General features: G+C 66.1%; 13 protein-coding genes. 8 read left to right on the top strand and 5 right to left on the bottom strand.

Translation table 11 applies throughout. The features are described 5' to 3' along the window. Positions 1–399, bottom strand: coding sequence for a hypothetical protein (locus HNR60_RS08890; protein WP_184256512.1), 399 nt, complete (start codon positions 397–399; stop codon positions 1–3). A gap of 2 nt (positions 400–401) precedes the next feature. Continuing rightward, positions 402–1,481 (bottom strand): 5-methyltetrahydropteroyltriglutamate--homocysteine S-methyltransferase, encoded by a 1,080-nt coding sequence (locus HNR60_RS08885; protein ID WP_184256510.1) that lies wholly within the window; start codon positions 1,479–1,481, stop codon positions 402–404. A gap of 266 nt (positions 1,482–1,747) precedes the next feature. On the opposite strand from HNR60_RS08885, the gene HNR60_RS08880 reads away from it, so the two are divergent. Further along, a complete protein-coding gene (locus HNR60_RS08880; RefSeq protein WP_347339327.1) occupies positions 1,748–2,050 on the top strand; it encodes a hypothetical protein in 303 nt (100 codons plus the stop codon). Positions 2,051–2,188: 138 nt separating this feature from the next. Then, on the top strand, positions 2,189–3,208 hold the full coding sequence (locus tag HNR60_RS08875; RefSeq protein WP_184256508.1) for an MraY family glycosyltransferase: 1,020 nt from the start codon (positions 2,189–2,191) through the stop codon (positions 3,206–3,208). Here HNR60_RS08875 and HNR60_RS08870 read toward each other — a convergent pair whose 3' ends face one another. Together HNR60_RS08870 and purU are read right to left on the bottom strand one after the other, a co-directional pair. Further along, positions 3,209–5,140, bottom strand: a complete 1,932-nt coding sequence (locus HNR60_RS08870; protein WP_184256506.1) for a nucleoside-diphosphate sugar epimerase/dehydratase — start codon at positions 5,138–5,140, stop codon at positions 3,209–3,211. A gap of 354 nt (positions 5,141–5,494) precedes the next feature. Beyond that, the gene (gene purU / locus HNR60_RS08865; protein WP_184256504.1) at positions 5,495–6,358 is read right to left on the bottom strand and encodes a formyltetrahydrofolate deformylase; all 864 of its coding nucleotides are present in this window, start codon (positions 6,356–6,358) and stop codon (positions 5,495–5,497) included. 129 nt (positions 6,359–6,487) lie between these two features. Here purU and HNR60_RS08860 point away from each other — a divergent pair, with 129 nt between their 5' ends. Continuing rightward, the gene (locus HNR60_RS08860) at positions 6,488–7,330 is read left to right on the top strand and encodes a uroporphyrinogen-III synthase (RefSeq protein ID WP_184256502.1); all 843 of its coding nucleotides are present in this window, start codon (positions 6,488–6,490) and stop codon (positions 7,328–7,330) included. A gap of 6 nt (positions 7,331–7,336) precedes the next feature. Here the strand turns inward: HNR60_RS08860 and HNR60_RS08855 are convergent, their stop codons facing one another. Continuing rightward, positions 7,337–8,287 (bottom strand): UDP-glucuronic acid decarboxylase family protein, encoded by a 951-nt coding sequence (locus HNR60_RS08855; protein ID WP_184256500.1) that lies wholly within the window; start codon positions 8,285–8,287, stop codon positions 7,337–7,339. A gap of 563 nt (positions 8,288–8,850) precedes the next feature. Between HNR60_RS08855 and HNR60_RS08850 the strand changes: the two genes are divergently transcribed. The 5 genes from HNR60_RS08850 (at position 8,851) to HNR60_RS08830 (ending at position 14,048) form a co-directional block, all read left to right on the top strand. Next, positions 8,851–10,083: a branched-chain amino acid ABC transporter substrate-binding protein gene (locus HNR60_RS08850; protein WP_184256498.1), complete on the top strand. Its 1,233-nt coding sequence runs from the start codon at positions 8,851–8,853 to the stop codon at positions 10,081–10,083. 266 nt (positions 10,084–10,349) lie between these two features. After that, positions 10,350–11,297, top strand: coding sequence for an ABC transporter permease subunit (locus HNR60_RS08845; RefSeq protein ID WP_184256496.1), 948 nt, complete (start codon positions 10,350–10,352; stop codon positions 11,295–11,297). Beyond that, the gene (locus tag HNR60_RS08840) at positions 11,294–12,595 is read left to right on the top strand and encodes a branched-chain amino acid ABC transporter permease (protein ID WP_184256494.1); all 1,302 of its coding nucleotides are present in this window, start codon (positions 11,294–11,296) and stop codon (positions 12,593–12,595) included. Before HNR60_RS08845 ends, HNR60_RS08840 begins: the two co-directional genes overlap by 4 nt. Further along, positions 12,592–13,353 carry an ABC transporter ATP-binding protein gene (locus tag HNR60_RS08835; protein ID WP_184256492.1) on the top strand — a complete coding sequence of 254 codons (762 nt, stop codon included), beginning with the start codon at positions 12,592–12,594 and terminating at the stop codon, positions 13,351–13,353. The genes HNR60_RS08840 and HNR60_RS08835 overlap by 4 nt, the downstream gene beginning before the upstream one ends. Then, positions 13,353–14,048 carry an ABC transporter ATP-binding protein gene (locus HNR60_RS08830; protein ID WP_184256490.1) on the top strand — a complete coding sequence of 232 codons (696 nt, stop codon included), beginning with the start codon at positions 13,353–13,355 and terminating at the stop codon, positions 14,046–14,048. Before HNR60_RS08835 ends, HNR60_RS08830 begins: the two co-directional genes overlap by 1 nt. Positions 14,049–14,352: the final 304 nt, after the last annotated feature.

Raw genomic sequence — 14,352 nt, 5'->3', positions numbered from 1 at the left:
TTACGAGCCCGCCCCGGGGCGACCGAACACCGCCTCGATAAATCGCAAACGGCCCCCGCCGCCGTCGAGCGCCATCGACATGTGGAGCCGGTCGCCGCGCAATTCGAACTCGACGATGAAGGTCTTGCCGTCGAGCGGGTTGTTCGGCGCGCGCCATTGGCCGCCACCGCCCGCCGTCGCCATGCCGTTGCGTTCGTGCTCAACAATGGTCGCGGTCCAGCCGTTGCTGGCAGTCACGCGCAGCGCGCCGATGCCGTCGATGGTGATCCGGCAGCTCGGACAATTGCCCGCATTGGAACTGATTTGCTGCCACGGGCCGGTCAAGGCTTCGACCTGAGCCCGCGCGACCGATGGGATCGCTGCGGCAAGGACCATCATCAACGTCAGACCGCGCAGCATCGCTACCTGCCCCACACCTCTTGCGCGACCTCGACCGCGAGCCGCAGCTTGTCCCATTGCTGGTCTTCGGAGAGGCCCGCTTCGGCGAAGCCGCTTTGCGGCGACAGCGCGAGTTGCTCGAGCGGCACCAAGGCGGCGGCCTCGGCGATCCGCCGCTTGAGGTCGTCCTTGCGCTCCAGCGCGCCGCGCGACGGGTCGATCAGGCCGAGCACCACCGTCTTGTTGCCCTTCGGCAGAAACCGCAGCGCCTCGAAGCCGCCGGCGCGATCCGGCTCGAACTCCAGCAGATAGCCGTCGTAGTGCGTGCCGGCGAGCAGCGTCTCGGCGACGCGTTCGTAGCCGCCGGTAGCCAGCCAGTTGCCGCGAAACGCGCCGCGGCCGGCATAGCTGGTGATCACTATGTCGGACGGCCGTTCGGCGATCGCGTAGTTGATGACGCGGGTGTAGGCTTGCTGCAGCTGGCCGGCGTCCTCGCCGCGCTGCCGCAGCATCTGCCGCTCGGCCTCCGAACACAGATGCGCCCACACCGGATCGTCGAATTGCAGGTAGCGGCAGCCGGCGTCGTAGAGCGCCTTCACCGCGCGGCGATAGGTCTTGGCGAGATCCTCGAAGAACAGCCCGAGGCTCGGATAGGCCTCCGACGCGATCGCCTCGGGGCCGCTGCGCCAATGCAGCAGCGCGGGCGATGGAATCGCCAGCTTCGGCGTCACATGGGCGATCTCGGCGTGGCGCTGCAGATGCTTGAACTGCGAAAGCAGCGGATGATCGTCGGGAAATTCCAGCTTGCCGGTCACCCGCAGCGAGCCGGGCTCGCCGCCGGCCGCACCGGGCTCGCAGCCGCCGAGCGCGGTGAAAAAGTCGAGCTGCTCGGCCGCGCCGCGGAATCCGCCGTCGGTGGCGAGCTTCAGCCCGTAGCCCGACTGCTTGTGCGCCAGCTTTTCGATCTCGACGTCTTCGATCTTGCGCAGATCGTCGGCGGTGATCGCCCCGGCCGCGAATCTGCCGCGCGCCTCCTCAAGTTTTGGCGGGCGCAGCAGGCTGCCCACATGCTCCGCCCGAAACGGCGGTCTGGTCCGTTGCATCATGCTCCCCGTCGGTCGACTACGATCGGCGCGCACACCGCTACACGTTCGACCGGCACTCCCAAACGAGGTTAGGAAGACATCATTAATCGAATGCAAACCAAACAAAGACAGCTTGCCGCGCCTCGGCCCGCCGCGTGGCAGCCGCCCTCGATTGCTGGCAAGCCGGCAGCGGCAGCCATATCATTGCCATGGAGGCCAGGATCTATCATGAGGGTCCGGTGAATTGCTGTGGCGTGCGGCATCTGGTTTGCGAGGCGACGATCGTGTGGGTTTCTGATTTGCTGAACGTCGTCTGCTGGCAGCGCCGCGGCGCGCTCGCCGCCGTGCTGCTGGCGTGTAGCCTCGGCGGCTGCGGAACCATCAACGAAAAGCTCGCCGCCGGCTCCGGCGATTACGTGCCGCAATGGGCCGGCGGTCTGCCGGCCGACGCGCCGCCGCGGCCGGGCACCCCGAAATACGAGGCCTGGCAGAAGGAGATGGCGCGGCGCCGCGCCATGCCGGCCCCCCAACGCCAGGAGCTGGAAAAGACCGATCCGTCCGGCTTGCGGCAGTCGAGCGACCAGTAGTCGGTTCGGCGATTCCGGCGATCATCGGGCGGGCTGCCCTGCCGCCGGAAGCCGCCCGATGGACGGCGAAACCGCGATCCCCTATACCGCGGACACCGCACGGCTTGCCCGCACCCCTGAGCCTCGATCCCGCCATCCATGCCGAACGACGCGCTGCATCCCGCCTGGTTGATCTGCCTCGGCATCGGTGCGGCGGCGCTGCTGGCCGCGGCGCTGATCCGCCTCAGCCTGCCGCTGCTGCAGCGCTACGCGCTGGCGCGGCCGAACGCGCGCTCCTCGCACAGCATTCCGACCCCGCAAGGCGCCGGCATCGCGGTGGTCGCCGCCGCGCTCGGGGTGGCCGGCACTCTGATCGCGTTGCAGGCGCCCACGGCGCTGGCGACGTTGGCTCCGGTGTTCGCCGCGGCCTTGCTGCTCGCCGCGACCGGCGCCATCGACGACATCGCGCCGTTATCGGTGACGCCGCGGCTGATCGCCCAGGCCGTGGCCGTCGCCGCGATGGTCTGGGCGCTGCCCGACGACCTGCGGATCGCGCCGTTTCTCCCGGCCTGGCTGGAGCGCGCCGGGCTGCTGCTCGGCACGCTGTGGTTCGTCAACCTGGTCAACTTCATGGACGGGCTCGACTGGATCACGGTCGCCGAAGTGGTGCCGGTCAGCGGCGCGCTGGTCGCGCTTGGCCTGCTCGGCACGCTGCCCTGGCCCGACGCGGTGCTGGCGGCGGCGCTCGGCGGCGCTTGCCTGGGCTTTGCGCCGTTCAACAAGCCGGTGGCCCGGGTGTTCCTCGGCGACGTCGGCAGCCTGCCGATCGGGCTGCTGCTGGCGTGGTGCCTGATCGGCTTGGCGGCGCAGTCGTGGGCCGCCGCGCTGCTGCTGCCGCTGTACTATCTGATGGACGCCACGCTGACGCTATTGCGGCGGCTGTGGCGGCGCGAGGCGGTCTGGCAATCGCACCGCTGCCATTTCTATCAGCAGGCCACCAGCAACGGCTTCACGGTGATGCAGGTGGTGACGCAGCTGTTGGTGCTGAACCTGGCGCTGGCCGCGTTGGCGATCGGCGCGGCGCTGAGCCGCTCCTGGGTCGTCGAGGCAGCGCTGCTGGCGCTCGGCGTCGCCGCGGTGGCGCTGCTGCTGCGGCGGTTTTCCCGGCCGCGCCGCTGATCACCGCGCCGCGCTGCGCAGCTCCGGCTCGGTGTGGAATTCCGGCACCGCGTCTTTCAGCACGCTGGTGATGTCGGTGCAGGTTTCGTTGGCGACGCCGTGCTCGAGCTGCACCAGCCATTGCCGCAGCAATTCCATCGGCGGCTGGTTCGGCTTGGCGGCGACGATGCCGGCGATGCCGGTCTCGCTGATCGGCTCCTGCTCGGCGAACAGGATCTCGTTGAGCCGCTCGCCGGGCCGCACCCCGGTGAACACGATCTCGATGTCGTAGCCGGGCTGCAGCCCCGACAGCCGGATCATCCGCTCCGCGAGATCGACGATCTTCACCGGCTGGCCCATGTTCAGCACATAGACCGAGGCGTCGAACCGCTCCGGGCTGAGCGCGTGGGTCGCAGCCGTGATCACCAGGTCGCAGGCTTCGCGGATCGTCATGAAGTAGCGCACCATGTCCGGATGCGTCACCGTGATCGGGCCGCCGGCTTCGATCTGCGCCTTGAATTTCGGCACCACCGAGCCGTTCGACGCCAGCACGTTGCCGAACCGCACCGAGATCAGCCGCATCGGCGGCGTGCCGCCATTGGCGGCGATCATCAATTGGCTATCCAGCGCCTGGCAGTACATTTCGGCGAACCGCTTGGTCAGCCCCAGCATCGACACCGGCTGAATCGCCTTGTCGGTGGAAATCATCACCATCGCGGCGGCGCCCGACGCCAAAGCGGCGTCGGCGACGTTGACCGAGCCGAAGATGTTGGTCTTGACGCCCTCGGTCCAGTCGCGCTCCAGGATCGGCACGTGCTTCAGCGCCGCGGCGTGAAACACGATGTCCGGCTTGAACGCCGTCAGCAATTGGTGGATGCGGTCGCGATCGCGGACGTCGGCCATGCGGCCTTCCACCGCGACCGCCGGCCCCTTGCCGAGAATCGTCTCCATCGCCGCATGCAGCGCCGGCTCGGAATTCTCGATGATCAACAGCCGCGCGGCGCCGAAGGTGGTGACGCGGTCGCAGATCTCGAAGCCGATCGAGCCGCCGCCGCCGGTGACCACCACCGATTTGCCGCGCACTAAGGCCTCGAGCCGGGCGTAGTCGATCTTGACGCTGGGCCGCAGCAACAGATCTTCCACCGCGACCGGCGCCAGCCGCGGCGTGTCGCGGCTTTCCTCCAGCGACGGCAGCCGGCTGACCGCGAGCCCCAGTTTGCGCGCGCGCATCAGCACCGATTCCGGCTGCGCGTCGCTTTCGAACGCCGACGGCGTCATCACCATGCGCTTGATCGGTTTGTCGCGGCTGGCGAAATCGTCGACCACGTTGGTCAGGTCGTCGATCGTGCCGAGCACCGGGATGCCGCGAATCAGCTGCCCGCGATCGGACAACGCCGGCGACAGAATGCCGACCGGCCACAACCGCTGCACCGCGCCGCTTTCGACCGCGCGCAGGAACACTTCGGCGTCGGCCGCCCGCCCGATCAGCAAGGTGGCCGCGGCGTTCTTCGCCAGCGCCTTGTTGCGGGTGCGGGTGTAGCGGAAATGCCGATAGGCCAGCCGCGAGCCGCTGAGGAAGAACACCTCCAGAAACCAGTAGATGATGATGGTGGTCTTGCCGAGGAAGAAGGTGCCGAACACGTTCGGCGCCAGAAAGATGTAGTCGAGCACCAATAGCGCGACGGTCAACACGCTGGCCGCGCGCAGGATGTTCAACAGGTCGGGGACCGAAATGAACCGCCACTTGGTGGTGGTGAGCTGGAAGAAGTAACAGACGAAAAAACTGAAGACGACGAAATACGGCAGGATGGTCAGCAGCAGCGGCAGCCGGTCGGTGAAGTTCTCGCCCTGGAAGCGGAGGAAGAAGCTGGCGACGACCGCGAACGCCGTCACCCCGGCGTCATGGATCGCGATCAGCCAGTTCCGATAGGTGAATGCGGAGATCCGGGTCATCGAGCGGCGGGCAATCTGTGGGGGTGCTTCATCACTCACTTTCACTTACGCCGGGCACGCGATGCGTGGTCAGCCTGCGGTAGCGTGGCATAGCAGATTGGGAGACGCGCGCCCGCTGCAAATAGCGGCACGCAAGCTTTCGCTGTCGCAGTGCGACGGGTGGGGAACAGCGCTGGTAACATCAAACTTCGAAACCTTTGGCAATCGCTTGCAATCCGGCTCGGCTTCATCCCGACCATCGCAATAGGCGGGGCCTTGCTGCGGTTCCCGTACGGCCCAACCAAGTCGAATTTAAGAATATGAATTTATGTTCAATTATTCCGTTCACGCGTCAGCCGCGGCGCTGCAACGGCCTCAATCCATGAAAATCACGGTCTTCTTGCCGTTCAGGATGACACGATCCTCGAGGTGATAGCGAATCGCGCGCGACAACACCCGGCGCTCGATGTCGCGTCCCTTGCGCGCCAGATCTGCCGGGGTGTCGCGATGGCTGATTCGCTCGACGTCCTGGTCGATGATCGGGCCTTCGTCGAGGTCGCTGGTGACGTAATGCGCGGTGGCGCCGATCAGCTTGACGCCGCGCTCATGGGCCTGGTGGTACGGCCGCGCGCCCTTGAAGCCCGGCAGGAACGAGTGGTGGATGTTGATGCAGCGGCCTTCCAGCCGCCCCGACATCTCGTTCGACAGGATTTGCATATAGCGCGCCAGCACCACCAGGTCGGTCTTGGTGTGGGCGATCACGCCGGAGATCGCGGTCTCCTGCTGGCGCCGGGTCTCCTTGTTCACCGGCAGATAGTGGAACGGGATGTCGCCGAACTCGATGTCCTTGTAGGTCTCGCGCGGGTGGTTGGAGATGATCGCGGTCGGCTGCATTTCCAATTCGCCGGTGCGCCAGCGATACAGGATATCGACCAGGCAATGATGCGACTGCGACACCAGCAGCATCACCCGTCGGCGATTGGAGCGGTCGCGCAGATGCCAGCGCATCCTGAACCGCTCGGCGACCGGCAGGAAGGCCTCGCGCAAGCCCTGCAGCGAGGCCCTGGTCTGCGCCGCGTTGAACACCACCCGCATGAAGAACAGGCCGGTTTCGCTATCGTCGAACTGCTGGGCGTCGATGATGTTCTGGCCGTTGTCGAACAGGAAGGTCGAGACCGCTGACACGATGCCCGGCAAATCGGGGCACGACAGCGTCAGCACGAATTGATGATGAGGCATGAGGCCAGCTTGATGGGAGGACGAAGCAGGAACGCGGGGCGAAACGACTCTGCTCTAACATCCGGGGCGGCCTTGCGCCAATCCCGTCCAAAGCGGCAAGATGCCGAGGCCACGAGCGCAGGACATCCCATGGTCGAACGACTGGACGGCTACCGCATTCTGATCCTGGAAACCCGCGAGGAGGCGCAGTTCGCGAGGCTGCTGACCGAACAGGGCGCCGCGGTGCTGCAATGCCCGATGTTCACCATCCACGACGCCCCCGACCCCGCCCCGGTCGAAGCCTGGATCCGCCGCGCCATCGCGCAGCCGTTCGACGACCTGGTGCTGACCACCGGCGAAGGGCTGCGCCGGCTGGTCAAGGCGGCGCGGCGCGTCGAGCTGGGCGAGCCGTTGATCGTCGCGATCGGACATTCGCGAAGCTTTGCGCGCGGGCCGAAGCCCGGCCGGGCGCTGCGGGAGATCGGCCTTGCGGCCAGCGTGGTCACCGAGGTGCCGACCTCGGACGGCATCGCCGCGACGCTGAAGGGCGTCGACCTGCACGGCCGGCGGGTCGGATTGCAGCTCTACCCCGACAAGGACCACAGCGCGCTGATTGCGGCGATCGTCGCCGGCGGCGGCGCGGTCGATCCGGTGCTGCCTTATGTGTATGACGCCCGCGCCGCCGAGAGCAACGTGCTGGAGGCGATCGACGCCATGGCGGCGGGCCGCGTCGACGCGCTGGCGCTGACCAGTTCGGGGCAGATCCGCCGGCTGATCGACGTGGCGCGGGCGCATCACTACGAGCCGCGGCTGCGCGCCGCGCTGGAGGCCACCCCGATCGCCTCGGTCGGCCCGGTGGTGTCCGAGGAACTGGCCGCCTACGGGCTGCGCACCGACATCTATCCGGCCAACGACGCCTTCTTCATGAAGCCGTTGATCGCCGCGATGGCGACCGCGCTGAGCACCCGCAAGCCGCGCGCCGCGGCGCAGTGAGCGGCGCTATTGCTCGTCGAGGATGCCGCGGAAATGCGCGATGGTCCGTTGCAGCCCCTCGCGCAGCTGCACCTTGGGCTCCCAGTCGAGCAAGCGCGTCGCCAGCGAGATGTCCGGCTTGCGCTGCCGCGGATCGTCGGACGGCAACGGTGCGAACACCAGCTTGGAACGCGCGCCGGTCAATTCCACCACCTGCTCGGCCAATTCGCGAATGGTAAACTCCACCGGATTGCCGAGATTGACCGGGCCGGTGATGTCGTCGGCGGTTTCCATCAGACCGATGATGCCTTCGATCAGGTCGTCGACGTAGCAGAACGAGCGGGTCTGCGCGCCGTCGCCATACAGCGTGATGTCCTCGCCGCGCAGCGCCTGCACCACGAAATTCGACACCACGCGGCCGTCGTTGACGTACATCCTGGGCCCGTAGGTGTTGAAAATCCGCGCCACCTTGATCGCGGTGGCGTGCTGGCGGTGATAATCGAAGAACAGCGTCTCGGCGCAGCGCTTGCCTTCGTCGTAGCAGGAGCGCAGCCCGATCGGATTGACCCGACCCCAATAGCTCTCGACCTGCGGGTGGATCTCCGGATCGCCATAGACCTCCGAGGTCGAGGCCTGGAAGATCTTGCACTTCAGCCGCTTCGCCAGCCCCAGCATGTTGATGGCGCCGTGCACGCTGGTCTTGGTGGTCTGCACCGGGTCGTGCTGATAGTGGATCGGCGAGGCCGGGCACGCCAGATTGTAGATCTGGTCGACCTCGATATAGAGCGGGAAGGTGACGTCGTGGCGGATCACCTCGAAGTCGGGGTTGGCCAACAGATGCTTGATGTTGCGGCGCTGCCCGGTGAAGAAATTGTCGACGCAGATCACCTGATGGCCGAGCCCGAGCAACCGCTCGCACAGATGCGATCCCAAGAAGCCGGCGCCGCCGGTGACCAATACTCGCTTGCCAAACTTCATCTTCAGACTTCCAGAGCTATGCCGCCGTCCCGTCGAGGAGACGCCGCAGGGTATGGACGCATTGCGCGAGCGATGCCAGCCCGCAGCGGACACCGCAATCGGCCGATTGGATCATCCGTGCCGCGGCAGCCGGATCGCGCGGTGCGCGGTGCGGGACATGCCGCGCGACGACAACCTGCGGTTCGGATGCGGCCCCGAGTGACGCTTCACCTCGATGCGATCAATCGTCGCGCGGTGCCAACGCTTCGATCGCCGCCGCGGCTATTGCGGCGCGCGACATTGCGCAAATTGCGCGGCCGATCGCAAGCCCCATCCCGCTGCGCGGAATGACCAGCGCCTTGCCGCAAGACAGCGATGCCGGCAAGCCCGCACACCGCCAAATCATGGTTCCCAAAGCGAATGGCGGGCCCGAACAAACCATGCGCGTGTCACCATCGGCGCCCTTGCGGCGCCGCGATCATTGCCGCACAATCAAAACCAAATCGGGATTGTCGGACGGCTTGAAAACTCAAACTCGTTCGGCAATACCCGGGACATAACAAAAAACCAAGGAGGAGACCCCGATGCGTAGACTCGTAGTGGCTGCCGCGCTGGCTCTGCCGATGCTCGGCCAGGCCGCGATCGCCCAGGAGACCGTCAAGCTCGGCTACATCGACCCGTTGTCGGGCGGCGGCGCCAGCGTCGGCGAAGGCGGCCTGAAGACCTTCCAGTATCTGGCCGAGGAGTTGAACGCCAAGGGCGGCATTCTCGGCAAGAAGGTCGAGATCGTGCCGCTCGACAACAAGACCAACCCGCAGGAAAGCCTGATCCAGGCGCAGAAGGCGATCGACGCCGGCGTGCGCTACGTGACCCAGGGCAACGGCTCGGCGGTCGGCGGCGCGTTGTCCGACTTCGTCACCAAATACAACGAGCGCAACCCCGGCAAGGAAGTGCTGTACTACAATTACGCCGCGGTCGATCCGATCCTGACCAACGACAAGTGCAGCTTCTGGCACTTCCGCTGGGACGCCAATTCCGACATCAAGATGGAAGCGCTGACCAACTACATGAAGGATCAGCCGGCGATCAAGAAGGTCTACCTGATCAACCAGGACTATTCGTTCGGCCAGTCGGTGCGTACCACCGCCCGGGCGATGCTGGCGAAGAAGCGGTCGGACATCCAGATCGTCGGCGACGAGCTGCACCCGCTGTTGAAGATCACCGACTTCGCGCCCTACGTCGCCAAGATCAAGGCGTCCGGCGCCGACACCGTCGTCACCGGCAATTGGGGCCAGGACATCGCGCTGTTGCTGAAGGCCTCGGCCGACGCCGGACTGAAGGTCAACTGGTACACCTATTATGCCGGCGGCTCGGGCGGCCCGACCGCGATCAAGCAGACCGGGCTCAATCACCAGGTGTTCCAGATCACCGAGGGCTTCGCCAACGTCGATCACAAGGAGTCGCAGGACTTCGAGAAGGCGTTCCGCGCCAAGGTCGACTTGAGCCTCTGGTATCCGCGCGCCGTCAACGAAATGCGGATGTTCGCCGCCGCGGCCGAAAAAGCCAAGTCGCTGGAGCCGATCAAGGTCGCGCAGGCGCTCGAGGACATGAAGTTCGAAGTGTTCAACGGCGGCGAAGGCATCATGCGGAAGGACGACCATCAGTTCTTCCAGCCGATCTACATCTCGTCGTTCGGCGAGCGCAGCGAAAAGGAGCCGTTCGACGATGAGAAGACCGGCTGGGGCTGGAAGCTGGTCGCCAAGGTCGACACCGCCCAGACCATGCTGCCGACCACCTGCAAGATGGACCGGCCGTAAGCGCTCGCGGAAGAAGCACGGCGAATATGCGCGCACGGCGCGCTCCCTCTCCCCGCTTGCGGGGAGAGGGTCGGGGTGAGGGGGCGCCTTCGCAAGACGCGGACTCCGCGTTCTAACCGAAACGCCCCTCACCCGACCCGGCTTCGCGGAGCCTGTACGCGGACGGCGCAAAGCGCCGATCCGGGCGCTCCGCCGGATCGACCTCTCCCCGCAAGCGAGGAGAGGTGAAGACGCAACCTCTATTCTCAAGATCGCAGGCCACAACCGTGCTTGAACTGATCGTCATCTCCACCTTGAACGGCGTGCTGTACGGCATGCTGTTGTTCCTGATGGCCAGCGGCCTCACCGTGATCTTCAGCATGCTCGGCGTGCTGAACTTCGCCCATGCCAGCTTCTACATGCTCGGCGCGTTCTTCGGCTTCCAGATCAGCCGCTGGGTCGGGTTCTGGCCGGCGCTGCTGATCGCCCCGTTGCTCGCCGGCGCGATCGGCGCCGCGGTGGAGCGCTACGGGCTGCGCCGCGTGCACAAGAACGGCCACGTCGCCGAATTGTTGTTCACCTTCGGCCTCGCCTTTGCGATCGAGGAGATCGTGCAGATCATCTGGGGCAAGAGCCCGGTGGATTTCCGGGTGCCGCCGCTGTTGGACTTCCCCGCCTTCACGATCTTCTCGACCAACTACCCCGCCTTCAAGATGTTCATGCTGCTGGTCTCGGTCGCGATCTTCTTAGGCCTGCTGCTGGCGCTGAAGAAGACCCGGATCGGGCTGATCGTGCAGGCCGCATTGACCCATCCGCACATGGTCGGCCATCTCGGCCACAATGTCGGGCGCATCTTCATGCTGGTGTTCGGCGTCGGCACCGCGCTCGCCGCGGTCGCCGGCGTGATCGCCGGCCCGGCGCTGGTGACGCAATCCAACATGGCCGGGCTGCTCGGCCCGATCCTGTTCGTCGTCGTCGTGGTCGGCGGGCTCGGCTCGCTGCCCGGCGCCTTCATCGCCTCATTGCTGATCGGCCTGTTGCAGACCTTCGCCGTCTCGATGAACGCTTCGCTCGCCGGCCTGCTCGGCCCGCTCAGCCCCGACCTCGCGCAAAGCTGGCTCAGCGACATCTGGAACGTCACCATCGCGCAGATCGCACCGATCATGCCCTATCTGCTGTTGGTGCTGGTGTTGATCTTCCGCCCGATGGGCCTGTTGGGGACCCGCGACACATGAGAGATATCACCGTGAGCGCAGCCCCTCCGCCGCCGGCGCTGGCCGACAAGCTGAAATTCTACGGCATCTGGGTCGGCGTGGCGCTGATACTGTTGCTGTTGCCGAAGATCCTCTCCTCCGGCGGCTCGCTGACCACCTTCAGCCTGATCGGCATCTCGATCATCTTCGCTTTGTCCTACAACATCCTGCTCGGCCAGACCGGGATGCTGTCGTTCGGCCATGCGGTGTATTACGGGCTCGGCGGCTTCCTCGCCATCCACGCCATCAACTTCATCGTCGGCCACAAATTCCCGATCCCGCTGCCGCTGGTGCCGATGATCGGCGGCGCCACCGGGCTGTTTTTTGCGGCCTTGATCGGCTGGGTCTCGACCCAGCGCTCCGGCACGGCGTTCGCGATGATCTCGCTGGGGCTCGCCGAACTGGTCGCCTCCTCGGCGCTGATCCTGCGCAGCTTCTTCGGCGGCGAGGCCGGCGTCTCCGCCAACCGCACCAAGCTCCTGAAAGTGTTCGACTGGAATTTCGGCCCGCAGATCCAGATCTACTATCTGGTCGCGGCCTGGACGCTCGTCGCGGTGATCGCGATGTACGCGCTGACCCGCACGCCGCTTGGCCGGATGTGCAACGCGGTGCGCGACAATCCGGAGCGGGTGCAGTTCGTCGGCTATGATCCGCACGTCATCCGCTATCTGGCGTTCTGCTTCGCCGGCTTCTTCGCCGGGATCGCCGGCGCGCTCGCGGCGATCAATTTCGAGATCGCCAATTCCGCCTATCTCGGCGCGGTGCAGTCCGGCACCGTGCTGTTTGCGGCCTATATCGGCGGCATCGGCTTCTTCATCGGTCCGATCGTCGGCGCGATCTTCGTCACCTTCCTGTCGCTGGGCTTGAGCGACGTCACCCCGGTGTGGCAGCTGTATTTCGGCCTGTTCTTCATCGCGGTGGTGATGTTCGCCCCTGGCGGCATCACCGGCCTGTTGATGATGCACCGGCCGCTGCTGAAGGGCGGCACCATGCTGCGGGTGTTGCCGAGCTACGCGGTGGCGCTGCTGCCGACGCTGGCGATGGTGATCGGGCTGATGCTGGCGATCGAATCCACCGTGCATTACACCGTCAATCCCTCCGAGAACCCGCACATCCGCGCCTTCGGCATTCCGTTCAACGCGGCGAGCCCGCTGACCTGGGCGGCCGCGCTGGCGCTGATCGTGGTCGGCTTCGCATTGGCGCGGCTGAGCTGGCGCCGCGTCGGCCATGCCTGGGACGAGGCCTTGACCACCGCACGGCAAAACGGAGTTGCGGCATGAGCGGCAAAGAGCCCAACGCCATCGAACTGCGCGATGTCGAAAAGAGCTTCGGCATCACCAAGGTGATCCAGACCATCAATCTCAAGGTCGCGCAGGGCGAACGCCACGCGCTGATCGGCCCGAACGGCGCCGGCAAATCGACCACCTTCAACCTGATCTCGGGCTACATGAAGCCGACCTCCGGCAGCATCCAGCTGCGCGGCGAGGAGATCGCCGGGCTGCGCCCGTTCCAGATCAACCGCCGCGGACTGTCGCGCAGCTTCCAAGTCACCAACGTGTTCGGCAACATGACGGTGTGGGAAAATCTGCGCTGCGCGGTGCTGTGGGCCACCGGCCAGCGCTACGCGTTCTGGAAGAACATCGACAAGCTGCCCGAGGTCCGCGAACGCACCGCGCGCATTCTCGAAGACATCCATCTGGTCGGCCGCCGCGATGTCCCGGCGGGCCTTCTGACCTATGCCGAGCAGCGCGCGCTGGAGATCGGCATCACCATCGCGGGCGGCGCCAACGTCATCCTGCTCGACGAGCCGACCGCCGGCATGAGCCACGCCGAGACCGAACGCGCGGTGTCGCTGATCCGCCGCCTGACCGAGGGCCGCACCCTGCTGATCGTCGAGCACGACATGAGCGTGGTGTTCGGCCTCGCCGACCGCATCTCGGTCCTGGTCTACGGCCAGGTGATCGCCTCGGGCACGCCGGAGGAGATCCGCGGCAATCCCAAGGTCAAGGAAGCCTATCTCGGCGAGGAGGCGGCGTGATGCTCGAAGTCCGGGACCTGCACGCTTATTACGGCAAGAGCCACATCCTGCAGGGCGTCGACATGCAGATCGCTGCCGGCGAGGTGGTCAGCCTGCTCGGCCGCAACGGCGTCGGCCGCTCCACCACCGTGAAGGCGATCATGGGCGAAGTGCCGCCGGTGGGTGTGATCCGCTTCAAGGGCGCCGACATCGCCGGGCTGCCGAGCTACAGAATCGCGCATCGCGGCCTCGGCTACGTGCCGGAGCATCGCGACATCTTCCCGGGGCTCACGGTGCGGCAGAACCTGATGCTCGGGGTCAAGGACCCGCGCAATCCGGGCAAGTGGCGGCTCGACGACATGCTCGACATGTTCTCCAACTTGAAGGCGCGCGCCGACACCGCTGCCGGCGTGCTGTCAGGGGGCGAAAAGCAGATGCTGACGATCTGCCGCACGCTGATGGGCAACCCCGATCTGGTGATGATCGACGAGCCGACCGAGGGGCTCGCGCCGATCATCGTGCAGCAGGTCGGCGACCTGATCGCGGAAATCGCGCGGCGCGGCGTCGCCATCCTGCTGGTCGAGCAGAAGCTGTCGATCGCGCTGCGGATCTCGCACCGGGTCTATGTGATGGGCCACGGCCGCATTGTGTTCGAAGGCTCGCCGGCCGACCTCAAGGCCAACGACGCCGTGCGCAAGGAATGGCTCGAAGTCTGATCGCGGCGCCGACCCGACGGTCGCCGCCCCGGCGGATCAACGCGGCCGATCCGAACCCCGGAAGGCGCGCGCCAGATTTGCCGCGGTGCAGCACGTCGCTTGCGCGGCGCCGGGCCTGCGACATACCGCCTCACCTGGTAGTTCCCCCAGGTATTCCGACTACGCGCGGCCCCGCCAGGCCGGCAGCGCTGGATTTTGGCGCCGCCGCTTCGCTCGCAAGTAACCCGCTCGCCGTCGCGAGCGGCCAGCGAGTTATCAGCAACAACGGAACGTTAAGCACGCTCGCAATGGAACAGTGCACTTC

Origin of the sequence: Rhodopseudomonas rhenobacensis (assembly GCF_014203125.1) — a bacterium.
Taxonomy (GTDB): Bacteria; Pseudomonadota; Alphaproteobacteria; order Rhizobiales; family Xanthobacteraceae; genus Rhodopseudomonas_A; species Rhodopseudomonas_A rhenobacensis.
The sequence above is the reverse complement of the archived record's forward strand: the minus strand, read 5'-3'. Positions and strand labels throughout refer to the sequence as shown.

Coding starts and splice junctions, on each gene's coding strand:
- HNR60_RS08855 (WP_184256500.1), bottom strand. CDS start 8,287: ATGAAGTTTGGCAAGCGAGTATTGGTCACCGGCGGCGCCGGCTTCTTG.
- HNR60_RS08835 (WP_184256492.1), top strand. CDS start 12,592: ATGAGCGGCAAAGAGCCCAACGCCATCGAACTGCGCGATGTCGAAAAG.
- HNR60_RS08885 (WP_184256510.1), bottom strand. CDS start 1,481: ATGCAACGGACCAGACCGCCGTTTCGGGCGGAGCATGTGGGCAGCCTG.
- HNR60_RS08890 (WP_184256512.1), bottom strand. CDS start 399: ATGCTGCGCGGTCTGACGTTGATGATGGTCCTTGCCGCAGCGATCCCA.
- HNR60_RS08875 (WP_184256508.1), top strand. CDS start 2,189: ATGCCGAACGACGCGCTGCATCCCGCCTGGTTGATCTGCCTCGGCATC.
- HNR60_RS08840 (WP_184256494.1), top strand. CDS start 11,294: ATGAGAGATATCACCGTGAGCGCAGCCCCTCCGCCGCCGGCGCTGGCC.
- HNR60_RS08870 (WP_184256506.1), bottom strand. CDS start 5,140: ATGACCCGGATCTCCGCATTCACCTATCGGAACTGGCTGATCGCGATC.
- HNR60_RS08830 (WP_184256490.1), top strand. CDS start 13,353: ATGCTCGAAGTCCGGGACCTGCACGCTTATTACGGCAAGAGCCACATC.
- HNR60_RS08860 (WP_184256502.1), top strand. CDS start 6,488: ATGGTCGAACGACTGGACGGCTACCGCATTCTGATCCTGGAAACCCGC.
- purU (WP_184256504.1), bottom strand. CDS start 6,358: ATGCCTCATCATCAATTCGTGCTGACGCTGTCGTGCCCCGATTTGCCG.
- HNR60_RS08850 (WP_184256498.1), top strand. CDS start 8,851: ATGCGTAGACTCGTAGTGGCTGCCGCGCTGGCTCTGCCGATGCTCGGC.